This window comes from Gardnerella sp. Marseille-Q9691 (assembly GCF_046507715.1).
Taxonomy (GTDB): domain Bacteria; phylum Actinomycetota; class Actinomycetes; order Actinomycetales; family Bifidobacteriaceae; genus Bifidobacterium; species Bifidobacterium greenwoodii.
The window spans coordinates 244807-268010 of the sequence record NZ_JBKFXI010000001.1 but is presented as its reverse complement, the minus strand read 5'-3'; the positions used below and the strand labels follow the sequence as shown (position 1 = coordinate 268010).

Annotated in this window: 16 protein-coding genes and 1 riboswitch; of the genes, 5 read left to right on the top strand and 11 right to left on the bottom strand. The window is 41.1% G+C overall.

Going from position 1 to position 23204, the window contains the following annotated elements:
* Positions 1-73: 73 nt before the first annotated feature.
* Together ACLD6A_RS01150 and eno are read right to left on the bottom strand one after the other, a co-directional pair.
* The gene (locus ACLD6A_RS01150; RefSeq protein ID WP_004128103.1) at positions 74-988 is read right to left on the bottom strand and encodes an L-lactate dehydrogenase; all 915 of its coding nucleotides are present in this window, start codon (positions 986-988) and stop codon (positions 74-76) included.
* A gap of 195 nt (positions 989-1183) precedes the next feature.
* Positions 1184-2479 (bottom strand): phosphopyruvate hydratase, encoded by a 1296-nt coding sequence (gene eno, locus ACLD6A_RS01145; protein WP_410313347.1) that lies wholly within the window; start codon positions 2477-2479, stop codon positions 1184-1186.
* Between the two features lie 148 nt (positions 2480-2627).
* Positions 2628-2744: riboswitch (TPP riboswitch) on the top strand.
* On the opposite strand from eno, the gene ACLD6A_RS01140 reads away from it, so the two are divergent.
* From ACLD6A_RS01140 to ACLD6A_RS01130, 3 genes are all read left to right on the top strand, one after another.
* Positions 2734-3555, top strand: a complete 822-nt coding sequence (locus ACLD6A_RS01140; protein WP_004136055.1) for an ABC transporter permease — start codon at positions 2734-2736, stop codon at positions 3553-3555. Its footprint overlaps the riboswitch before it by 11 nt.
* 55 nt (positions 3556-3610) lie before the next feature.
* Complete coding sequence (locus ACLD6A_RS01135; protein ID WP_410313346.1) at positions 3611-4615, top strand: ABC transporter substrate-binding protein; 1005 nt, start codon at positions 3611-3613, stop codon at positions 4613-4615.
* A 27-nt stretch (positions 4616-4642) separates the two neighbouring features.
* Positions 4643-5458 carry an ABC transporter ATP-binding protein gene (locus tag ACLD6A_RS01130; RefSeq protein WP_410313345.1) on the top strand — a complete coding sequence of 272 codons (816 nt, stop codon included), beginning with the start codon at positions 4643-4645 and terminating at the stop codon, positions 5456-5458.
* A gap of 76 nt (positions 5459-5534) precedes the next feature.
* Here the strand turns inward: ACLD6A_RS01130 and mfd are convergent, their stop codons facing one another.
* The 3 genes from mfd to ACLD6A_RS01115 all read right to left on the bottom strand — a co-directional run bounded on the left by mfd (position 5535) and on the right by ACLD6A_RS01115 (position 10877).
* A complete protein-coding gene (gene mfd / locus ACLD6A_RS01125) occupies positions 5535-9089 on the bottom strand; it encodes a transcription-repair coupling factor (RefSeq protein WP_410313605.1) in 3555 nt (1184 codons plus the stop codon).
* Positions 9090-9105: 16 nt separating this feature from the next.
* Entirely contained in the window at positions 9106-9705 is a 600-nt protein-coding gene (pth, locus tag ACLD6A_RS01120) for an aminoacyl-tRNA hydrolase (protein WP_410313344.1), read from the bottom strand.
* 131 nt (positions 9706-9836) lie between these two features.
* A complete protein-coding gene (locus ACLD6A_RS01115) occupies positions 9837-10877 on the bottom strand; it encodes an ABC transporter substrate-binding protein (protein ID WP_375169544.1) in 1041 nt (346 codons plus the stop codon).
* A gap of 383 nt (positions 10878-11260) precedes the next feature.
* Here ACLD6A_RS01115 and ACLD6A_RS01110 point away from each other — a divergent pair, with 383 nt between their 5' ends.
* Complete coding sequence (locus ACLD6A_RS01110; RefSeq protein WP_410313343.1) at positions 11261-12052, top strand: ABC transporter permease; 792 nt, start codon at positions 11261-11263, stop codon at positions 12050-12052.
* Positions 12053-12217: 165 nt separating this feature from the next.
* On the opposite strand, the gene ACLD6A_RS01105 is transcribed toward ACLD6A_RS01110, so the two are convergent.
* A complete protein-coding gene (locus tag ACLD6A_RS01105) occupies positions 12218-15787 on the bottom strand; it encodes a UPF0182 family protein (RefSeq protein ID WP_410313342.1) in 3570 nt (1189 codons plus the stop codon).
* A 141-nt stretch (positions 15788-15928) separates the two neighbouring features.
* A complete protein-coding gene (locus ACLD6A_RS01100) occupies positions 15929-17218 on the bottom strand; it encodes a uracil-xanthine permease family protein (RefSeq protein WP_410313341.1) in 1290 nt (429 codons plus the stop codon).
* Positions 17219-17599: 381 nt separating this feature from the next.
* Here ACLD6A_RS01100 and ACLD6A_RS01095 point away from each other — a divergent pair, with 381 nt between their 5' ends.
* Positions 17600-18661, top strand: a complete 1062-nt coding sequence (locus ACLD6A_RS01095) for a YeiH family protein (protein WP_410313340.1) — start codon at positions 17600-17602, stop codon at positions 18659-18661.
* Between the two features lie 135 nt (positions 18662-18796).
* Here ACLD6A_RS01095 and ACLD6A_RS01090 read toward each other — a convergent pair whose 3' ends face one another.
* The 4 genes from ACLD6A_RS01090 to ACLD6A_RS01075 all read right to left on the bottom strand — a co-directional run bounded on the left by ACLD6A_RS01090 (position 18797) and on the right by ACLD6A_RS01075 (position 23141).
* Positions 18797-19447 (bottom strand): L,D-transpeptidase, encoded by a 651-nt coding sequence (locus ACLD6A_RS01090; protein ID WP_410313339.1) that lies wholly within the window; start codon positions 19445-19447, stop codon positions 18797-18799.
* A gap of 228 nt (positions 19448-19675) precedes the next feature.
* Positions 19676-20764, bottom strand: coding sequence for a redox-regulated ATPase YchF (ychF, locus tag ACLD6A_RS01085; protein WP_004136029.1), 1089 nt, complete (start codon positions 20762-20764; stop codon positions 19676-19678).
* A 51-nt stretch (positions 20765-20815) separates the two neighbouring features.
* Positions 20816-21622 carry a pyrroline-5-carboxylate reductase gene (gene proC / locus ACLD6A_RS01080; protein WP_119521373.1) on the bottom strand — a complete coding sequence of 269 codons (807 nt, stop codon included), beginning with the start codon at positions 21620-21622 and terminating at the stop codon, positions 20816-20818.
* A 136-nt stretch (positions 21623-21758) separates the two neighbouring features.
* Entirely contained in the window at positions 21759-23141 is a 1383-nt protein-coding gene (locus ACLD6A_RS01075; protein ID WP_410313338.1) for an alpha/beta fold hydrolase, read from the bottom strand.
* Positions 23142-23204 lie beyond the last annotated feature (63 nt).

The window sequence follows — 23204 nt, the reverse complement described above, 5'->3', positions numbered from 1 at the left end:
GATTACTTTTATAATATTCCGATATAATATTTCGATATATTACATCGCTATATTACTTTTAGATTATTTTAGATTATTTTGCTTGAGCTTTACTTAAAATCGTATCTGCAGAATGCTGCAACTTTTGCAATTCTTCTTCAGTTAGATCAAGCTTGCACTGCTTTACAATACCTTCGCGACCCACGATTGCTGGGTAAGAAAGATAAGAATGGTATTCCTCGCGATAGTTCGAAACAGGCATCTGCTCTTTAGAATCCGAAAGAACAGCATGAACTAGACGAACTGCAGCGGCAGCAATACCGTAATTCGTGTACTTCTTGCCATAGAACACAGTGAAGCCACCTTGGCGAGTTTCCTCATCAACAGCGTTCAAATCAATATTCTTTTCTTTTGCAAGCTCAGCAATTGGCTGTTCAAGAACCTTAACTGTTGACCACGCAACAAACTGTGAATCGCCATGCTCACCCAAGCTATAGCCCTTCACTGCTTTTGGATGCACTCCGAAGAATTTACCAACAGCGCGATGAAGTCTTGCAGAATCAAGCAAAGTTCCAGTGCCAATAACTTTTTCATAAGGAAGACCAGTTGTTTCTTTATAAAGCTGGCAAATAGCGTCGCAAGGATTCGTAATATCAACTAAAACACCATGGAAGCCAGAAGCTTTAATCTTTGCGCCAACTTCTTCAACTTGAACACGATTATGTTTAAGTTCTGCGAAACGATCAGGATTTGGAACGTCTAAAAGTCTAATATTGCCCATAGCACTTACGATAACTTCAACATCTTTCAAAGCATCGTAATCATTGACAGTAATGTTTACGTTAAAAGGCAAATTATCCATTGAATCCTCAAAATCCAATGCATCAGCCTTAACCTTAGCTTCATTCTTGTCATACAGGTATAACTCGTCGGCGTAACCACCAACAACAAGCTGGTGAGCAACAGCTGCGCCAACATTTCCCATACCGATAACTGCTACTTTTCGCATAATGAAACATCTCCTTCTGTTTCGAGTTTCTCACAAAAATATCACCATTATGCTGAGAATGAAAGTAAATTCAAAAAAATTTTTTGCGTGTCTTGATTTTTTCAAAAATGTTTACAAAAAACGGCCAGCCGAAAACACGACTGACCGTTTAGACTTAAAGACTTAAGAAGATTTAAGTTACTTAAAAGTAGAAAGTTACTTCATATACTTCTTGCAAGCCTTGAATGCACTGTAACCAGCGTACTGAGCGGTAGAACCAAGCTCTTCCTCAATCTCAAGCAAGCGGTTGTACTTAGCAATACGCTCGCCACGAGCAGGAGCACCAGTCTTAATCTGGCCGGTGTTCTTAGCAACAGCAAGATCAGAAATTGTGGTGTCTGGGGTTTCGCCAGAACGGTGAGAAACCATAGAGGTGAAGCCATTCTTGGTTGCAAGTTCAATAGCGTCGAGGGTTTCGGTGACGGAACCAATCTGGTTCAACTTCACGAGCAAGGAGTTAGCTGCACCAAGCTCAATACCCTTAGCCAAACGCTTTGGATTGGTGACGAGCAAATCATCGCCAACGAACTGCAAACGATCACCAAGACGCTTGGTGATTTCTGCCCAATCATCCCAGCCTTCTTCCTGGAATGGATCTTCAATGGAAACGATTGGATACTCGTTGACGAGCTTCTCGTAGTAATCAAGCATGTAAGCAGATTCGCGCTCTTCGCCATCGAAACGATACTTACCAGTTTCCTTGTTGTAGAACTCAGAAGAAGCAACGTCAAGAGAAATACCAATCTGCTTGCCTGGCTCGTAGCCTGCGGCTGCGATTGCATCCATGATGTACTTCAAGGAATCCTCATTGGACTTCATCTTTGGAGCGAAGCCGCCTTCGTCGCCAAGACCAGTAGCCAAGCCTTCCTTCTTCAAAACATTCTTCAAGGTGTGATAAACCTCAACGCCAGCGCGCAAAGCATCGCTGTAGGTTGCGAAACCGTATGGAGAAATCATGTATTCCTGAATATCGGTTGCGAAATCAGCGTGAGCACCACCGTTCATGATGTTCATGTTTGGAACTGGAAGAATGTGACCATTGGTGCCGCCAATGTAGCGGTACAACGGAAGCTGAGCAGACTCAGCAGCAGCGTAGAGAGCAGCGAGGGAAACGCCGAGAATTGCGTTAGCACCAAGCTTGCCCTTGTTTGGCGTGCCATCAAGCTCAATCATTGTTTCGTCAAGAGCGCGCTGATCGGTGGCATCCATGCCAATAACCTTAGGAGCGATTACTTCGTTGACAGCCTTAACAGCTTCCAACGTGCCCTTGCCCTGATAACGGGACTTGTCGCCATCGCGACGCTCCCAAGCTTCTGCCTCACCAGTAGAAGCACCAGAAGGCACTAAACCAATACCCTGAGCGCCATCTTCGGTCTCCAAATAAACCTGAACAGTAGGATTTCCACGAGAATCCAAAATTTCGCGTGCATATACGCTTTCAATAGCTGCCACAACTACTCCTTTATACCTATGGGTTGTGATGACTCTTTTAAGATTAGTGCGTTTTATGGACGTTATATTGTATTTGCAAGTGTTTATGCCGAGAACGTTCACGTGTCGCGAATTTGTACGTTTTGTCCATGCCTGTGCGCCATAATAGCGAACTGACACGGGGTGCAACCTTACGCATTCATATGATTTTGCGGATATTGCTGAGAACATACCCGTCGAACCTGATATAGCTAGTACTATCGAAGGGATGTCGGATGAATATCCACTTTCGCGAGCGCAAAACTGAATGTATTGCAAACAGCAAGCAAGCGAATAAGAAAGCAAATAAGTCGTTAAAATCTTTTAGCGCTTGGCTTTCTACAATAGTTATAGTTTTTTGCTGGTTTATTATTACGCTCGGTCCTGTTGAAAACCGCGCTCTGCCTTCACCGTTCGAAGTTATTAAAGCTTTCGTAGATTTACACAATGAGGGAATACTGTGGCCGTCTCTTGCAATAAGCATTTTTAGGGTTGTTGCAGGTCTTCTTTTGGGTATTGCGTTTGCACTTCCTGCCGGAATTCTTTCTGGAGGAAGCGCAATAGGTGAAACAATAATAAACAAGCCTAGCCACATGATACGTTCAATACCGTTCCCTGCTCTAGCTCCTCTTCTTATTATTTTTCTTGGCGTTGATGAGCTTATGAAGATTATGCTTATTGCAGTTGGCGTTTTTGGCCCTATGTATGTAAATATTCGCGATGGTGTTCGTAATATTGACCCTCGCCTTATTGAACTAGCTAAGGCTTATCATATTAAAAAATCTACTATTTTCACCACTATTTTTATGCGCGGAACTCTTGCTAATTTTATGACTGGATTGCGTTTTTCTATTTCCGTCGCATGGGTTGCACTAGTTACTTGCGAAACAGTTAATTCTTCTATTGGAATCGGCTATATTCTTTCGAGAGCGCAACAATTCTTTAGGCCGGATCAGATGATGGCTTGCATAATTATGTACGCAATTGCAGGTCTTGGATCCGAAATTACGGCAAATATTTTCGAATACTTACTCATGCCAGAACGAAGAATTTCCTAAAAATAAACACAATAAACAATAAACACAAGATAATAAACACAAAAAGGAGCCAACTATGGTTAATTTCAAATTAAAAAGCGCAAGCAAGCGTGCTATTTGCGCATTGTGTGCTCTTTGCACAGCAGTTGCACTAGCTTCATGCGGAAGCGCTCAGAAATCTTCAAGCAACGCGTCTTCTACAAAAGAAGATACTGGCACTATGCGTGTTGCTTATCTTTCTACAGCAAACTATTTAACTACATTGAAGAACGAAAAGTTCTTGCAGGAAGAGTTTGGAAAGTCTAAAGTCACTTACACTGGTCCTTACACTCCAGTTGATGGACTTACTGCAGTAATGAGCGGTAGCGCAGACGCAACAACTACAGGAACTGGCCGTTTTATTGATCTTATTGCCGAAGGTCAGCCTTGGGTTGCTTTTGCACTCGAATACTACAATGGTGATTCTCAGGGAATTGTAGCATCTGCAAAAAGCGGCGTAAAAAGCTTAAAAGACTTGTATGGAAAGAAAGTTGCTATTATTCACAATGGTGACACTGGCGACTACATGCTTCATCGCGCTTTCGATAAAAGCGGTTTAGACGTTTCTAAAGTTAAAAAAGTTGAAATGAGCCCTAAAAACTTCCAGGCTGCTTTCTCTTCTGGACAGATTGACGCAATTTCTTCGTTCGACCAGAATCTTGCAGCAGCTATGACAACTCCTGGCTCTAAGTTACTTGTAAATGCTAAGAAGTACGGCAATATGAACGTTACTATTCATATTGTTTCTAGAAGCTTTGCTAAGAAACATCCTGAACTTGTGAAGAAAATGTATAAGGCTCTTGTGCGCGAAGCAAAGAAGTCTCACAAGGAAAAGAATGTTATTGGCAACGCTTATAAGCAGCTTGGTGCGTCTGACACGATTATTAAGCAGATTGAAAAGTTTGATAATCCAACAATTAGACCAATCGACGCTAAAGGCTTGGAAATGATGAAAGTTCAAGCCAAGGAATACGTTAAGTACGGTTTGATTAAGCAGGCTCCAAAGAATTTGGATGATTCTGTAATGGACTGCAGCAAGTAAACGCTATTACCTAACTAAAATACGACTATGTTTAAGAGCATTTTTCATAAGCGTCACAATGCGGAAGTTTCGGAAGAATCTACTTACGAATCGAATATTAACGATAGTGATTACTGCGTTAGTATGGAGAATCTTGGTATTTCTTTCGCATCTTCAGAAAGTAAAAATACAGAAGATAATTCTGCAACTAATTCTTCTTTCGTATTGAAAAACATTACGATGAGAATTAAAAAGGGCGAATTTGTGTCGCTTATTGGTAGATCCGGTTGCGGAAAAACGACGCTTTTGAAAATAATTTCAGGACTTCTTACTCCTACCGAAGGCAGCATTTACGCCACAAGTCGTCAGGCTATTGGTTTCCAAGATGCGAGATTAATACCTTGGCTTTCTGTGAGCAAAAATGTTGTTTTTGGTATGGAAGCAAGTAAGCAAGAGCTTAAGGATATTGCGCATTTAGCGCTTTGCCAAATGCAGCTTGAAGACTACGATAACAAGTGGCCATCTCAGCTTTCTGGCGGCCAGCAGCAGCGCGTATCTTTAGCAAGAGCTTTAGTTAGAAATCCTGAATTATTGTTGCTTGACGAGCCTTTTGGTGCTTTGGATGCTCTTACTAGATTCGATATGCAAGATTTGCTTAATAAGCTTCAAGCTGAATACGGCTGGAGCACGATTATGGTTACGCACGATATTGCGGAAGCTGTGAGACTTTCTGACCGAATTCTTATGATTAAAAATGGTGAGATTTATAAGCAATGGCATATTAATCGCGAACATCTTGACGCTCAAAATCGTCCATTAAATCATAGTGAAATAGAAGATGAGCTTAGAGAAGCGTTACAATAAGTAAACTCGAAAAAATTGATAAAGGCGACTGCAAAATAAGCGGCCGCCTTTATTTATAAAATAAACACAAGCAAATTTACCAAGCTAAATCTTCAAGAAGTTGACGCACCCATGAAAGTATTTCATGCTCGCTCATTGCGCTAGTTCCAAGCGAAGATTCAAAAGGCGCTGGAATAATAAGCATATGAGTAAGAGGACGATACTTTGCTCCGCGGTAAATTCTTTGCAAACGCATCCACAACGACTCTTTTGGATCGATGCCAACAACTCGCACTGATTTTCCTTGAGAGCTGATTTGCGTAATACCAAGCTCTCGAGCCTTAAAGCGCAAGCGAGCAACATCACACAGCGCGCCAAACGCTTCAGGCGGCTCACCAAAACGATCCAACAACTCGTCGTGAAGATCCTTCAAATCGTCATCATTACTTGCGCAAGCAAGCTTACGGTATACCTCCAAACGAAGCTTGTCGGAAGCAATATAATCAACCGGAATCGAAGCTTCAATAGGTAAATCAATAGTTACCGAAACAGGCTGAACACGTTCTGGTTCCTTATACTTCTCAACAGCTTCTGAAACCATGCGAACGTAGAGATCAAAACCGACTCCCTCAATATGCCCACTTTGCTCATCGCCAAGCAAATTACCTGTGCCACGCAGCTCCAAATCTTTCATAGCAACATCAAAACCAGAACCTAAAGCCGTGTGCTGAGCAATAGTTGCAAGACGATCGTGAGACTGCTGAGTCATTGGCTTAGTTGGATCATACAAGAAGTAAGCGTATGCGCGCTCACGTCCTCGCCCAACTCGCCCACGAAGCTGATGCAATTGACTTAAACCAAATCTGTCGGCATGATCAACAATAAGCGTATTCGCATTAGAAATATCAAGTCCGGTTTCAATAATCGTAGTGCAAACGAGCACGTCAATATCTCTATGCCAAAAATCGCGAATTACAGCATCAAGCTGCTTTTCACCCATTTTTCCGTGCGCAATAGCAACGCGCGCATCCGGCACAAGCTCGTTAATTTTGTTTGCAACAGAACTAATATCTTCTACGCGGTTATGAACATAAAAAACCTGTCCACCACGCAACAATTCTCGCTTAATACAAGCTGATACTTGCGAATCTTCATAAGCGCCAACATAAGTCAAAACTGGAAGACGGTCTTCTGGAGGCGTAGCAAGTGTAGACATTTCACGAATACCAGTTACAGCCATTTCAAGCGTTCTAGGAATTGGCGTTGCTGAAAGACTTAATACGTCGACGTTTGTGCGCAAAGCTTTTAACGTTTCCTTATGCTCAACGCCAAAACGCTGCTCTTCATCTATTATGACTAAACCTAAATCTTTGAACTTTATGCTAGGGTTCAAAAGTTTATGAGTTCCAATAACAACGTCAACGCTTCCGTCTTGAAGCCCGCTTAAAATTTCGTCAATTTCTTTAGTTGTTTGGAATCTACTCATTGCAGCAACTTTTACAGGGAATCCTTCAAAACGATTAGTAAAAGTTTCGTAATGCTGTTGAACAAGCAATGTTGTTGGAACCAGAACAACAACCTGCTTAGAATCCTGAACAGCTTTAAAAGCTGCACGCAACGCAATTTCAGTTTTTCCAAAACCAACATCGCCGCAAATTAAGCGATCCATCGGCATTGGTTTTTCCATATCTGCTTTTACTTCATCAATAGTTGTCAGCTGATCGGCAGTTTCTTGGTAAGGAAATGCGTCTTCCAACTCTTTTTGCCAAGGAGTATCTTTACTAAACGCAAAACCGCGAGACTGCTGACGCGCGGAGTAAAGTTTAATAAGATTTTCCGCAATTTCGTGAACATGCTTTTTAGCTTTTGCCTTAGTTTGAGCCCAATCCGAGCCTCCAAGCTTATTAAGTTTTGGTATTTCGGCACCAATATATTTGCTAACTAAATCAAGCTGATCTGTTGGAATAAATAATTTATCTGCAGGAGCGTTACGTTTACTTGGCGCGTATTCGATTACTAAATATTCACGAGTTGCAGTTCCACCAGTTACTGCAATATTTCGCTGCTTCATGCCAATAAAACGACCAATACCATGCTGCTCGTGTACTACAAAATCTCCAGGCTTTAGTTCCATTAAGTCGATTGCTTTGCGCCTGCGTTTTGGCGTTTTTAATTGTGTTGAAGCAGAAGATTTACCAGTTAAATCGCGCTCTGTAAGCACAGCTATACGCGCTTTTGAATCAATAAAACCGTCGCTTAAAGAAGAACGTACTGTAGTAAAGTTTGCAACTCCTGTTGTTCTAACAGCTCTTCTTAATCTAGAAAGAGTACCAGAAGCTGCTGCAGTAATAGTTACATCAAAACCGTCATCTATAAGAGATGATATTCCGCCTGAAACTTTCGAAGAATCTCCCCTAAATTCTTCAGGAGCTTTAACAGGTAAAGAGATATTTCCTGCAAGCGTATCGTCTACGCCGAATGATGTTAATTTCCAAACATCATGATTAGAAAATTCTAATGCAGAAACAGTTTCGTCAAAATCTAAGAAATTAGCTTGATCAAAAGTAATAGGAGCGCCAGCCCCAAGACCAGAAGCTGCAACATGCCAGCTGGCTGCCAAAAATTCGTTTGCAGTGGACGTAACATCTTCTGCTGCTCTTCTGCATTTTTCCGGGTCAGAAAGCATTATTACAGCATTTTTAGAAAACATGTTTTGCACTGATTCCATGTTGTCAACTAATGCAGGCAGCAAGGATTCCATACCTTCTACCGGTATAGAATTTGCAATGGATTCAAGCATGTCATCAGCATTCGGAATTTTGCCAATAAGCGAACGCGCACGCTTACAAATTTCCTCTGTAAGTTGCAGTTCTCTACAAGGAGTTGCCCAAAGTTTTTCAATATTATTTCCGTATGTGCGCTGATCTGAAGCATGGAATTGCTTCATTGTGTCAATTTCGTCACCAAAAAATTCAATACGCACTGGATGCGTCATTGTTGGCGCAAATACGTCAATAATTCCACCTCGAACAGCAAATTCTCCACGCTCCATAACCAAATCAACGCGCGTGTAAGCATTTTCCACCAACCGCTTAGTTGCGTCTGTAATAGAAAGTTCTTTTCCACACTCAAAAACTAGCGGATCTACATCTCCAAGTCCTGAAACTACTGGCTGAATAAGAGATCGAACAGGAAGAACAAGAACTCGAATTGGTCCAAATAAAGAACTACCTTCTTCTGGATGCTTAAGCCTACGAAATACTGAGATTCTGCTCGCAACAGTATCTGCGCGAGGTGAAAGACGCTCGTGAGGCAAAGTTTCCCATGCCTCTAGTTGTGCAATGTCTTGCGGATTCCCCCTATACCAGTCACGAAGAGATTCAGTGAAATCTGCCGCATCTTTGGCTGAAGGAACAATAACAACAACAGGCATATTCTCTGCAAGAGAAGCTGCAAGAGCCGGTCGCACTCCAAGAGGCGCTGCAATATTAAGCTCGCCACTTTCTGCAGGTTTTTGAAACTTGTTAATTGAATCAATATTATTTTTCGATAATGCACGAAATATTTCATCTTTACTGCATAAATCTAGCAAAATATCATGCAAATTGATTGATGATTCTTCTGTTTCAATATTTTTTAATTTTGCAACCATTTGTATTGACCTGTTATTAGCGGCCATTAAAATGCTCCTGAGTTGCTGCAAGCCCTCGGAAAATAACGCTTTCTGCAGCATCAGCACCGTCAGCTAAGAAGTTAGGAAGCTCAGATTTTTGAGTTCCACCAAAGCCGCCAAGCACCCAATTTACAGTATTATCATGTGCATGAGCACCACGCTGAGCATGACCTACGCCCATGCGAACGCGAGCATATTGTTGAGTTCCAAGGGATCTGTCAATAGACTTAATACCATTATGGCCACCTGCGGAACCGCCAGCTTTTACTTTAATTCTGCCAAAATCTAAATCCATATCGTCGTGGATTATAACAATATGATCCGGCTCAATCTGATAGTAGGAACTTATAGATGAAATAGCAGCTCCTGAATTGTTCATAAAAGTTAGCGGCTTAGCAAGGAAAAACTTAGCAATTTTCCCATCCAGATTCATCACACCTTTGCCAAGTTTTGCTAAACCTTTGTGGTCTGCAAGAGACACCGACCAGCGCTCTGCAAGCACATCCGCTACCATAAAACCCATGTTGTGACGCGTGCCTTCATACTTTGTTCCAGGATTTCCTAAACCTGCAATAAGCCAAAAATCAGATGCCATACATCCCCACCCCAATTCGCATAGGTAGCCAACAACAAAACGGGCGCATCGATTGAAGCTGGATTTCCAACTACCCGATACGCCCTCATATACTGTAATCTATTTTAGCAAGACTCAAGTCATTGCGTAAACTACTTCAAAAATTCGTCTGTAGTTAATTCTTTTGCTTGAGGAGTTTTATATGTTACTTTGCCTTTAGAATCCGTATATGCGCCTTCCTTACTTAGGAAGTTGAAGTATTCTTGAGCACCCTTAACATCATTCGTGCCGAACACAAACTTGCCGCTTTTTATGTCTGCACGATTGCCCCAATATTGCCCGTCAACAATCATCTTCATGCTTCTCTTAACGAATTTCACATCAAGATTAGCTTCAGGAGCCTCTTTTACTAAAATATTCGCAGCTTCATCTGGATGATTGTAAGCATATTCATAACCGCGCTTAACGGCTTTAACAAAAGCACGAACAAGCTTCGGATTGCGCTTAACCGTGTTGGCGTGAGTAATAATGCCAATAGTGTCCTGCTGGCCTGGCACGCCATAGTCTGCTTCTTTAAAGCAACGCAACTTTGGACCATACATTTGCGCTTGCACACCTTCCCAAGTTCCATAAAAACCACCAAAATCAGCTTTTCCGGATTCAAGAGTTCGGAACGTGGAAGTGCCAACAGTAACCTTATCGAACTTACCTTCGCCACCATCATGCTGAATCATTCTGCGAATAACAGCATCGCCTTCTGCAGATCCAAAGGTTGCAAAAGTTCTACCATCAAAGTCTTTAGGAGAATGAATTTTAGTGTTTTTATAAAGAGAGCACCAAATTGCGCTAGGCTTTTGCTGAACTTGCAAAACTTCCCTCAATTTAGCGCCCTTTGTGCTGAAATCTGCAAGATTAGTAGTATTACTTAAAGCAAAATCCGCAGCTCCAGAGTCAACAGCATGCTCAGCACCAGTTTGAGACACAGCCAAAATATTCACGTGTAAACCAGCTTGCTTAAACCAGCCCATATGCTTTGCCACGTATACGCCAATATGATTAGTATCTGGTATCCAAGAAAGCATAAACGAAACGTTTTGAAGACCAGATTTACTATTCTGCTTACTGTTGTTTGATCCGCACGCGCACAAAGACAGAATGCAGCATGAGCTTATAAAAACTGCTGTTGCGCGCATAATATTTTTATTAAATTTAAAACAAAAAGCTCGCGCATTGCGCCATAATTGACATATCATGAGTTCCCTAACTTTCTTAAAAATCCGCTTTCTGGGAATGTGACACGAACTTGGCAGAAAACGGTATCAAGGGCCTAGCCCGCGCCGTTCAATGCCCCCGAAAATTAAAACTTTCGGTTTGCCACACATTGACTCACGAAACGACTAAATTATGCACTAATCGAAAGACAAATACGCATAAAATACACGTTTGCTAACTACATACTAGCTATGTGATATTTTCATACAAGAAAGTTTGTAAAATTTTATGTTGTTTGATTGGGGCAGCAGTCAAACAACTACAACAAGCATTATTGCTTGTATATTGAAAGGAACGATATTCCATGACGCGCGCGCGTTGGAAATCACTACTGCATAATTATCTGCCAACAGTAATTTCTATTATTACGTTACTAATTTTTTGGCAGCTTTCTTGCGAATTTTATAAAATTCCAGAAAATTCTATTCCAACTCCGACAACTATTGCAAAAGCCACTTGTGAAGTGTGGCCGCAATTATGGCCTGCAACTCTTGCAACTATTGAAGAAACGGTTATTGGTTTTAGTTTTGCCATTGTGTGCGGCACTTTACTGGGAGTACTTTTTCACGTATGCAAGCTGGTTCACGCAGCTTTGTTCCCCCTTCTTTGTGCTGCACAAACGTTACCACTTATTTCGATTGCCCCTCTATTTCTTATATGGTTCGGTTTCGAAATGTCTGGAAAAATTGTTATCGTAGCTATTTTTAGCATGTTCCCTATTGCTGTTCAAACAATTAGAGGTCTTGATGCAGTGCCAAGTTTTTATAGCGATGTAGCTTTAACGTGCGGAGCTGGACGAGTTTGGACGCTTTGGCATGTAAAATTACGAGTTGCAGCGCGCCAAATTTTTGGCGGTATTCGCATTAGCGCAGCCTACGTTTTTGGCGCAGCTACTACTGCAGAATATCTTGGCGCTCGTCAAGGATTAGGTATTTGGCTGCAAGCTGCATATAATTCTTTCCGCACTCCCCTCATTTTTTCAGCGACTTTGGTAATTATTGCTTTTACAGCATTGCTTATGGGAGTAGTCAATATTAGTGAGCGTCTGCTTCTTGGCCCTGTAAGCGATGACGAAGATCCAGACAACCAGCTTTAAAACACCGTTAAAAACTCAGTCAACAAACTGAGAAAGTAACGGTAATAAGCAAAACACCGTTACTAACTCAGTCAACAAACTGAGATAATAACGCATAAATAGCAATATCCGTTATTATCTCAGCTACAAAACTGAGATAATAACGGATTAGTAACGGCAATTCTACTACTTTGCAGATTCTTCTTTCATAGCCTCACCAATAGCATCGCTTAGCTCCTTTTGAGCTTTGCCATACGCTTCCCAATTACCTTCACGCATTGCAGCATCGGAATCCTTTAACGCTTGAGCAGCACGCTTAAGAGCAGCTTTTACTTGAGGATTTAGCGAAGATGAATTAGTAGAGGAAGCTTGATTAGAAGAATTTTGCTTATTCTCTTTGCTATCTTTACTACCTTCGCTTATTTGAGGCTTATCTGCTTTATCGCCAGGTTTATTAGAAGCGTCTCCTGCCAAAGCTCCGGAATCTCCACCGAATACTTGATCAAGAGCTTCGTCCAATGTATCTGCAAAACCAACCTGATCGCCGAAAGCAACTAATACCTTCTTAAGCAATGGATAACTTGTAGATCCACTTGATTGCACATAAACAGGCTCTACGTAAACAAGTCCTCCACCAAGAGGCAAAGTTAATAAGTTTCCTCGCTTAACTTTTGTAGAACCGGATTCAAGCAAATTCAGCTCTTTAGAAACGCTAGCGTTAGCGTTGAAATTGTTTTGAGCTTGACCAGGTCCTGGAACGTTAGAAACCTTAGGTAATTCTTGCAAGCGAAGCTTACCATAGTTCGGTCCAATCTTTCCCGGAGTATCCCCGGCATCTGAATCAACAGACAAGAAACCAGTTAAAATTTCGCGAGTAATCTTACCTGCAGGAATATATGTAGAAACTAACGAAAATACCGGCTTCTTTGCATCCCCAGTTTGCAAAGTCAAATAGTAAGGCGGTTGCAAAATATCATCACGTTGAAGACTTTGAGATTCCGTTGGATCAACAGGAGTCTGCCAGAAATCTTCGCCAGAGAAGAACTGACTTGCAGTATCTACATGGTACTTTGCTAGCAAATAACGCTGAACCTTAAACAAGCTTTCCGGATAACGCAAATGTTTCATCAAATCGCCAGAAATCTTAGAAATATCGTGATAATGACCTGGGAATATTGATTTCCAAGCTTTAATCACAGGGTCTTTGGTATCCCAAACGTACAAATCAACCGAACCATCGTATGCATCAACAGTGGCTTTTACTGAATTGCGAATATAATTTGCGCGCTGATTAGTTAAACCTTTAATTGAGCGAGATGTTGTTGTAGTTGAATCCTGCGTAATACTGCCAAAATCAGTCATTTGAGAGTATGGATAAGCATCAGAAGTAGTGTATCCGTCAACAATCCACTTAACTCGACCATCGACAACAGCAGGATACACTCGGCCGTCCAAAGTCAAGTATGGAGCTACTTTAGAAACACGCGTCTTAGGGTCACGATCATACAAAATCTGAGAATTTGCGGTAACTCTATCCGAGAAGAGAATCTGATCCGACTCAAAACGAATAGCATGCATCAGCTTAGAGAAGAAGTTACCTACGCTCGGGCCACCATTACCCTTAAAAGTAGTTAAGGCACCTTGAGAACCTGTTGGATAATCAAACTCCCACGGAGCTGTGCCTTTTGGCGAGCCAACAATGGAATATTCTGGAGCGTTTGGAGAGAAGTAGATACGAGGCTCATATTTTTGCGACTTCGTAAGCTTACCTTGAGTAGGAATACCGTATTCCATAAACTGAGGCTGACCGTCTGCAGTAACTTTATTTCCATAAGCCGCAACCATGCCGTATCCATGAGTGTAAACAGTGTGATCATTAACCCAGTTACGATTATCATTGCCAGCTAAATCTAGCTCTCTAGCCGCAATAACAGTATCTTGACTCACTCCGTCAATATCGTATTTGTCAACAGAAAGAGTGTCCGCAAAAGTGTAGTATTGCTTTGATTGCTGAAGCTGACGGAATGTTGGAGATGTGACTTGCGGATCGAGCAAACGAATTTGCGCAGTAGATTCTGCTTCTGCAGATAACGCTCCAGATTTTCCGTGAGAAGTTGCGTTATACGATTCTTTCCTTACATTGTTTAAACCGTAAGCAAACTTTGTAGCATCAATATTTCGCTGAATATAAGGAGCTTCCATTTCCTGTGCGTTAGGAGCAACCTTAAAACGCTGCAAAAGTGCAGGCCAAGCAAAAGATATAACAATTGAGCAAGCAATTAAAGAAGCCAAAGCAATTGTTGGGGTTTTCCAAGCTTTAACAGCACTCTTAAAACGTTGCGCTATTGGAGCTTCACCAGAGAGTGCATGAGATTTCATAAACCAAAACGCAAGAACTGCACCAACCACAACAGTTATTACTGCCATTACTATGCTTCCAGGCACTCCAGCGTTCATATCCGTGTATGATCCACCAGTAATTCTTGAACCGTCAAGAGTTACTACAGAGAACATGTCTAAAATTTGCAAAACTGCCCAAGATAAAATCACAAACATAAACCATATTGCGATTTGCCTGCGAGCGCGGTTAGTAATATTCAATATTCCATTGCCATCAATAGGCATAGTAAAGCGAATACCGCCCATAAGCAGGTGCGAAACAATAGAGAAAATAAGAGATATTACCAAAAGAAGAACAAAAGCACCGGCAAACAATCTTAGTCCTGGAAGCACAAATACGTAAAAACCATTGTCGATTCCAAATTGTGGATCTTTAATTCCGAAAGACTGAGCGTTGAACATAAGTAATATTTGCACCCAGTGATTGTAGAATTGGAAACCAAATATTGCGCCAACAATTAGTGAAACAATACCAGCAGCATGTAACGCAACTTTAGAGCTTATTCCATGCTTTAGGTCAATAACATTTCCGCGCACGCGAATATAAGAGCCATCTGCATTAGTCGGACGAGCTTTAATTGCTAAAGCTGCAGACAAGTAACCAAAAGCGGACATCAATACAGCGTATAGTACCCAAACTCCTACTTTTGCAGCCAACTGAATCCAGATTACGCTTTCAAAGCCGAGTTGAGCATACCACATGCAATCGGTTATAAACTTTGCAAGACCAAAAACAATTGCGCATATAAAAACTATTGCTACTACGATTGCAGCAAAAATCCAACGCCATTTTCTTGATTTTCCAACAAACTTATTTACATCAAAATCAATTTTCACAGAATGACTCTCCTTGCTATTTGAGCTTTTGCTATCGCTTTTATTGCTTTCACTATCTTCGCTAGTATCGCTAGTATCGGTAGTATCGGTATTTTTTGGCGAATCACCTTCGTTTTCTAGTTTTTTCTTAGCTTCTAATAAATCAGTAAAGAGGTCACCGAGGTCATCATCTTCACTATAATAGTCTGCCCAATCTTTCATTTTTTTTGCAAACTTTGAAAAAGTCTTATCTTTGTTTTCACTATTAGACTCATCTTTAGACTCATCTTTAGAAGCATCTTTATCAACAACATTTGCATTGCTATTATCTTCATCAATGCTTTCTATAACTACATCTTGATCAATAGAATCACCCATAGAAGCATCAGCAGCATCATTATTTTGATTGCTCTTTTTCTTTCCATCGCTTGAATAATCGGAACGCTTATGCACTTTAGTGTTTTTAGGTTTATTAGCCATATACGCGCCAAAAGCAACCCATGCAATGCCAATAATTATTTCTATGATGACTTTCAACATAAGCTTAATGATACTATACTAATTATTCCCAATCTACTTGTTGTGTTTGTTGTGTAATCAAAAATAATTACAAAAAGCGCGCTCGCAAAAGTAGCGAACGCGCCTAATTTGATTAGATTAAATCAGATTAAAGCATTTAAGCTAAGCAACATCTGGATCGTCTTTAGCGATTGTTCCAGTAAGCTTACCAATAGCCTTCATTACGTGGTAAACAACCAACACAACAACAGTGCCGATTGCAATGCCGTTGAACTGAATTCCAGAAACAGCAAATTGGAAGTTAGCAATGCCAATAATCATAACGATTGCAGCAATCATAATGTTAACTGGCTTGTCGAAGTTCACCTTGTTTTCTACCCAAATGCGCACACCAATCATACCAATCATGCCGTAAAGCAAAGTGGTTACACCGCCCAAAACGCCTGCTGGAATGGAGTTTACAACTGCACCGAACTTTGGGCAGAGGCTCAAGATGAAAGCAAATGCTGCTGCACACCAGTAAGCTGCTGTTGAGTAAACCTTTGTTGCAGCCATAACACCAATGTTTTCACCATATGTAGTTGTACCGCAGCCGCCGAAGCAACCTGCAATTGCAGTACCTAAACCGTCGGCAAACAAAGCAGTACCAATCTTGTCATCGTAATTTCGACCAGTCATTTGAGCTACAGACTTAACATGACCAACATTTTCTGCAATCAAAACGAGAACAACAGGCAAGAACATGAGCAGAACAGAGAAATCTACTTGTGGAGTGTGGAACTTAGGGAAACCAATCCAAGCAGCATTCTCAATCTTACTAAAGTCAACTTGACCCTGGAAGCATGCGTAAGCGTAGCCAACAAGAACACCGAGCAAAATGTTCAATCGCCCAAGAAGGCCACGGAAGATTACTGCAATAAGCATAACTGCAACCAATGTTACTAACGCTGTATCTGGAGCTTTTTGGAAGTTGCCCCAAACGGCTGGGCCTAAGTTAAAACCAATAATTGCAACGATTGCACCGTTTACAACAGGCGGCATAATAATGTCAATCCACTTAGCACCCGCAAAATGAACAAGCACACCAATAAGCGCAAGCAGAATACCTGTGCACATAATGCCAAAGCTTGCAACAGCAATGCCCTTATGCGCAGCGGTTACAGCCATAACAGGTGCTATAAGACCAAAAGAGCTTCCTAAATAACTAGGAAGCTTATTTGCGTTAATAAGTAAGAACAGTGCTGTGGAAAGAGCCGTGAACATTAAAGTAGTAGACGGATCAAAGCCTGTAAGAATTGGCACTAAGAATGTTGCGCCAAACATAGCAATAACATGCTGAGCGCCAATGCCAGCAGTACGAGTCCACGTTAAACGTTCATCTGGCTCAACTACTTCGCCAGGACGCAAAGTCTTGCCGTCGCCGTGACGCTGCCATGTAAACAAAGAATTCATTTCTTCTCCTCGTAAAAACAAGTTCTGCAAGAGGTATGTAACCGAGTGTCGTTAAAAAAAAAAACAAGCACTCATCGAGCGCTGGGATGGCAGCTTCTGGGGGCTCCATTACACCACCGACCCATATGCCAAAGAGAAATTTTAACGCGCAAAAAGATATGTGTCGAACATAAGTAGAAAATCGTAAGGCTACTTTTTATTTTTGTTGAAATATCAAGGAAAATCGGTGTGTCGAAAAGAATAAAACAAACACTAACGAATGTTTATAATCGCTCACTTATGTTTATAAAATTGATTAAAATTTGCAAGATATTTATAACATCTGACTAAATTTTTAATTAATGTTCGTTTTTGTCCGATTGTGAGAGAATAATGAGCTAAATGGTTAATTTCTTTGATACATGGAAAAAGAAAATCTGCACCATCGATATGGCTCTTATTGCCGTATTGACACTTCTAGCTTCCTTCATTGGTAGCTGGCTTAAGCAATACCCAGGCTTAAAACTTCTGGGTGCTCTTATTATTGCGTTGCTCGTTGGCATGGCTCTGCAGCTGCCATTGCACGCATACAAAAAGAATAATGATTTACGACGAGCAGGCGTTAAAAGCGCTGCTGGTTTGATTGCAAACAAACTTCTTCGTCTTGGTATTATTCTCCTCGGCTTTAAGCTGAATTTGCATGATTTGTTTACCAAGGGCATTAAGTGCCTACCTATTGCAGCTGTGTTAGTTGCAGTAATGGTTTTCGTAACTTATAACATTGCTAAACTTTTGAAGGTAAATCCTCAGCTTGCAATGCTTACTGCAGGAGGCACAAGTATTTGTGGCGCTGCAGCAGTTATGGGTCTTTCTGGCTCAATGCCAGTTCTTCCAGAAGAGGAAGATGAAAAAGAGCAGAACGAAGTTATGGCCGTTGCAACAGTTGCAATTATGGGCACTATTTACGCTCTTGCTGAAATCTTTATTCTTCCTCACTTCGGCATGACTAAGCAGCAGCTTGGAATAGCTTCAGGCGCATCTCTTCACGAAATTGCACATGCTGTTGCAGCTGGTGGAGCATTCAATAGTATTAATGTTGCAACAATAATGAAGCTTTCACGAGTTCTTATGCTTGTTCCAGCCTCCATCTTTATTGCAATCTGGTGGAATGCTCGTCATAGCAAAGTTGAAAATGGCGGAAAGCATAAGATTAGCTTCCCATGGTTTATGCTTGGCTTTATTGCAGCATCTGTTATTGGAACTTACGTTCCTTTCATAACAGCTCACGCATCCACTCTTGTAGAAGCAGGATACGTTTTCCTTGGCATGGCAATGGCAGCTCTTGGAATTAACGTAAACTTCAAAGTTATTTTCAAACAGGGTCGCACTGCTTTCCTTGCAAGCTTCTTAGCTTCTATTGTTTTGGTAGTATTAGCTTGTTTGGCTGCAGTACTATTCTTCTAAACAAAATATTGCAAGAATAGTTTGCTAAAAATATATGAGGGTCTTCAAATGAAGGCCCTCTTTTTTATTTGCAACATTTAAAATTACATTTAAATCAGACTAGTTAAATATTGCGTTTATACAGTTTTTGCAAGATTATCCAATATGAACAGACGTTCCGTCAGGAATATTCTCATAGAACCATTTTGCATCCGCAACGCTTAAACGCACACAACCATGAGATGCAGGCTTTCCTAACTTCATACCTTCAGACCTAATATAATTCCCAAACTCATGGTTAGTTGGCACAGAGTGGAATAAGTATTCTGCATCAATAAAACCTACCCAATAGTCAGCGCCAACTTTTTCATTCTGATTGTAAAAATGCTTGTTGCGCATGCCGTTAATATGATAATCGCCATGAGGAGTAGAGTCATTTATTCCAGAACTCATAATCATTGAATAAACAGTTTTTCCTTTAGCAATAATGTAAACGCGCTGCTTTTTAAGATTTACATCAATATGTAAGTCAGAAACCTTCATTCCAGTAAGATTAGGGTACGCTCCCCCTGTAGGATACTTCCAAAAATCAGATTTAGCATTAGCTTTTTTAGAAGAACTTTTATTGCAATACTTATAAATATTATTTAGATTTCTTCTATTACTGTTATTTTTAATACCGCCGCAATTATTCTTAATCTTTTCAATAAGCGCATTTTTCCGTGCTTGCACACCGTATTGATACGTAGTAGAAAGTACGTTCGATGTTTCAAAACCAACAAATAACAGGAAAATTACTATCAACATTGCAAGTATGCTCGCAGATATGTAGCGCATAGTTTTCGAACTACGAATCCACCATCTACGCACTTTTGCAAAAACTCGCGCACATTTGCGTATATCACTAACAAAGCCACGAATAAATTGCATCACTATCTCCGGTTATAAAAATAAAAAAGTTGCTACTAATAGTTTAACAGCAAACTACTAGTAGCAACGCTTGAAAAACAAAATTTCACTTAATTCGCAGAAATATCACACGTTGAATTTAAATTCAACAATATCTCCATCTTGCATAACGTAGTCTCGGCCTTCAAGACGAAGCTTGCCTTCTTCCTTAATTTTTGCCATAGAGCCTTGAGCCTCAACAAAATCATCGTAAGATACGATTTCTGCTTTAATAAATCCGCGCTCAAAATCAGTGTGAATTACGCCAGCAGCTTGAGGAGCAGTCCAACCTTTATGAATCTGCCAAGCGTGAACTTCCTTAACACCAGCGGTTAAATAGGTTTGAAGACCTAAAATATCGAATCCCACACGCGCAAGCTGATCCAAACCAGATTCCTTCAAACCAGCATCCTCAAGCATTTCACGAGCGTCAGCTTCGTCAAGCTCTGTAAGCTCGGACTCAAACTGAGCATTCAAGAAGATTGCTTTTGCAGGTGCCACAGAAGCAGAAAGTTTAGACTTTAAATCTTCGTCAGCAAGCTCAGAATCATCTACGTTAAACACGTAAATAAACGGCTTAGCAGTAAGCAAGTGCAAATCGTACACGTCGTTTTTATCAATAAGCTTTTCGTTATGCGCTTGGTCAATCGTTTTACCAGAAGCAAGAATTTCTTTAGCTTTATTTACTGCATCAACATATTCCTGCGTAACTTTCTTGCCACGCAAATCCTTTTCCAACTTTGGAAGAGCATTTTCAATAGTTTGCATATCGGCAAGAATAAGCTCAGTATTAATAGTGTCAATATCGTCGGCAGGATCCACTTTGCCGTTCACATGCACAATATCGTCGTCATTAAACGCGCGCACAACTTCGCAAATAGCATCTGCTTCGCGAATATTAGCAAGGAATTTATTGCCCAAACCTTCGCCCTCGGAAGCACCCTTAACAATGCCTGCAATATCAACGAAAGTAACTGTTGCTGGAACAATCTTTTCGGTATTAACTAATTTAGCTAAAACTGGAAGACGATGATCCGGAAGCGGAACAATACCAGTATTTGGTTCAATAGTTGCAAACGGATAATTCTCCGCCAAAACGTTATTGCGAGTTAAAGCATTAAACATAGTGGATTTGCCCACGTTTGGCAATCCAACAATTCCAATAGTTAAAGACATATTCACCTAGTTTAGACCAGCGTCGGGAAAGCCGACACAACTTGATTTTATTTACTTTATATTTTCGATAGCATCCACGGCAGAAATAACATCTCCCCTAAATCCGCGAGATTCTAACTGTGCAACGCCTCGAATAGTGGTTCCCCCAGGAGAGCACACTGCATCTTTCATAATACCTGGATGAGTACGCTCGTTCATATATAACGCACCTACTCCTTCGATCATTTTTGCAGCCAAACGGTAAGCACAATCTCGCTGCAACCCGTACTTTACGCCAGCATCTCCCAAAGCTTCCATGTACATTGCTGTAAAAGCTGGAGCACAGCTAGAAATACACATTGCAATATTCATATTTTCGCCAGACACACGCTCTACTAAAGAAATTGGATCAAATAAAGCATTAAACATAGAAAGCTGTGCGTCAGTTAGAGTATTACTAGACTCAGCTAAAGTAACTCCCTGACCTACCGAAATAGGAGTATTAGGAATAATGCATTGAACATGAACATTATTGCCAAGCAAATCCTTGTATCGCTCAAGATTCCAGCCGGCTGCAACAGAAATAATGGCTGTACCGCGTTCATCAATAAGACCAGCAATAGGTTTAAGAACTTCAGAAATCTGATAAGGTTTTACAGCAACAATAATTACGTCACTTGCTTCACATACTTCTTTAGCAGTGCGCATAGCGCGAGCGCCAATAAGCGAAGTGTTACGCTCAAGTTTTTCAAAATTACGAGCACATGCAACAATATTTTCACCTTGCAATACGCCTGCATTTACAGCACCTTTAGCAATTGCTTGTGCCATATTGCCGTAACCAATAAATCCAACAGTACCGAATGTTCCACTACTCATTCATAATCCCCTTTGGTGCAATTCATAAATAAAGCACTATTTATGACGCAATTATTACTAAAACAGATGTATAGCATATCAAATAGTGCTCTATTAAACGATACAAACACGCAAAATTTAAAACTTACAGAGCTTATTAGCGCTTGTAAATTCCCTCTAAATCACCACGATTTAAAGCCTCATCAAAAAGATGACTGAATACTACATCTCCATGCAAACCATCATGCTCAAATTCGTTTGTTGTCCAATAATGGGAGTTTGCAATACGAGAAAGCGTGTCAAGCTGAAGACCAGAGTCAACGTACATGTCGTCAAAGTAGACTGCAGACTGTAATGGAACTTCGTTATTAGCAAGTTGATCTTGATCGTAAATTTTGCCAAACTGCTTGTCGCTCATTAAGCAGTCAACTGCTGGCAAGAATGGCTGCAAAGCTTTTTCTTGATCAAACATCCAAGGAAACATAGCTTCGCCCGTAAAAAGAAGCGGACGTGCAGAACCAGAAAACTCTGGCATTGTTTCCCTAACCTGCTGAGCTGCCCACAAAATTGGGTGCTCTAATTCACCGTCAGCATAAATAAATTCTTGCAGCGGCCAATAAAGCGGGCTTGAAGCCGTTGAATCCATTACACCGTACACAAACTCGTCGCTTAAACTTCCAGCAGAAGCTCCACCACCGTGCTTAAACGCTTTCAAAGAACCATCACCATCTGCAAACGCAGAATCAAGTAGCCAGTGCACTCGCTCAAAACTTGGCTTCATGCCGAAGGAAGAACCCAACATTTGGAATCGCTCAACCGTAAGCTTCTCGCCATTTGGAAGCACAACATCACCCTGCGCAATACGATCCGCAATAGCAGCAGCACGAGCAACATCCTGCGGATAACGCTCATAAAATTGCTCAGTTTTACGCGCCATACGAGGAAAAGTATGCTCATAGACTTCACGCGCATTTGCAGGAACATGAGGAATGCCGCCAGTTGTGAAGCTTGCAATCAATCCTTGCGGGAAAAGCGACAAATACGTAAGCGTTAAGAATCCGCCGTAACTTTGCCCTAAAGACACCCACGGTTTTGCGTCAAATTCAGTAAGACGCAAATGTTCAAAATCGCGAATAATAGAGTCAGCTAAGAAACGCTTCAAATACCACGCTTGACGCTCAACACTTACTCCGTCGTCTGCCATACGTTTCATAGTTGAAGCATCCACTCTTGAAGAACGCCCAACACCACGCTGATCTGGCAAGACTACGCGAAAATGCTTAATAGCCTCTTGAATCCAACCATCACTAGAAGGCGAAAGTGGTCGCGGACACTGCCCACCAGGGCCGCCTTGTAAAAACACAAGCAACGGCAAATCGTCATGCACATGCTCAGGAGCACAAACAACTCTACAGAACAGTCGAATCGTTTCGCCTTTAATAGCTCCACCAGGAGTGTTGCCTTCCCAATCAAGTGGAACATCAATCGCACGCTCCTCAACATGTAATCCCGGAACATAATAGCTTGTGAGTAATGCCATCTTGCCATCCCTTTCTTTATTCGTGCTACATTGCAACTATCAATTACACACTCTATTTATAAA

What these genes read in the sequence shown, in the direction of transcription:
- ACLD6A_RS01095 (WP_410313340.1), top strand. Translation starts at nt 17,600, where the DNA reads ATGGTTAATTTCTTTGATACATGGAAAAAGAAAATCTGCACCATCGAT.
- ACLD6A_RS01135 (WP_410313346.1), top strand. Translation starts at nt 3,611, where the DNA reads ATGGTTAATTTCAAATTAAAAAGCGCAAGCAAGCGTGCTATTTGCGCA.
- ACLD6A_RS01140 (WP_004136055.1), top strand. Translation starts at nt 2,734, where the DNA reads ATGAATATCCACTTTCGCGAGCGCAAAACTGAATGTATTGCAAACAGC.
- ACLD6A_RS01100 (WP_410313341.1), bottom strand. Translation starts at nt 17,218, where the DNA reads ATGAATTCTTTGTTTACATGGCAGCGTCACGGCGACGGCAAGACTTTG.
- ychF (WP_004136029.1), bottom strand. Translation starts at nt 20,764, where the DNA reads ATGTCTTTAACTATTGGAATTGTTGGATTGCCAAACGTGGGCAAATCC.
- proC (WP_119521373.1), bottom strand. Translation starts at nt 21,622, where the DNA reads ATGAGTAGTGGAACATTCGGTACTGTTGGATTTATTGGTTACGGCAAT.
- ACLD6A_RS01110 (WP_410313343.1), top strand. Translation starts at nt 11,261, where the DNA reads ATGACGCGCGCGCGTTGGAAATCACTACTGCATAATTATCTGCCAACA.
- ACLD6A_RS01105 (WP_410313342.1), bottom strand. Translation starts at nt 15,787, where the DNA reads ATGTTGAAAGTCATCATAGAAATAATTATTGGCATTGCATGGGTTGCT.
- mfd (WP_410313605.1), bottom strand. Translation starts at nt 9,089, where the DNA reads ATGGTTGCAAAATTAAAAAATATTGAAACAGAAGAATCATCAATCAAT.
- ACLD6A_RS01150 (WP_004128103.1), bottom strand. Translation starts at nt 988, where the DNA reads ATGCGAAAAGTAGCAGTTATCGGTATGGGAAATGTTGGCGCAGCTGTT.
- pth (WP_410313344.1), bottom strand. Translation starts at nt 9,705, where the DNA reads ATGGCATCTGATTTTTGGCTTATTGCAGGTTTAGGAAATCCTGGAACA.
- ACLD6A_RS01130 (WP_410313345.1), top strand. Translation starts at nt 4,643, where the DNA reads ATGTTTAAGAGCATTTTTCATAAGCGTCACAATGCGGAAGTTTCGGAA.
- ACLD6A_RS01115 (WP_375169544.1), bottom strand. Translation starts at nt 10,877, where the DNA reads ATGCGCGCAACAGCAGTTTTTATAAGCTCATGCTGCATTCTGTCTTTG.
- ACLD6A_RS01090 (WP_410313339.1), bottom strand. Translation starts at nt 19,447, where the DNA reads ATGTTGATAGTAATTTTCCTGTTATTTGTTGGTTTTGAAACATCGAAC.
- ACLD6A_RS01075 (WP_410313338.1), bottom strand. Translation starts at nt 23,141, where the DNA reads ATGGCATTACTCACAAGCTATTATGTTCCGGGATTACATGTTGAGGAG.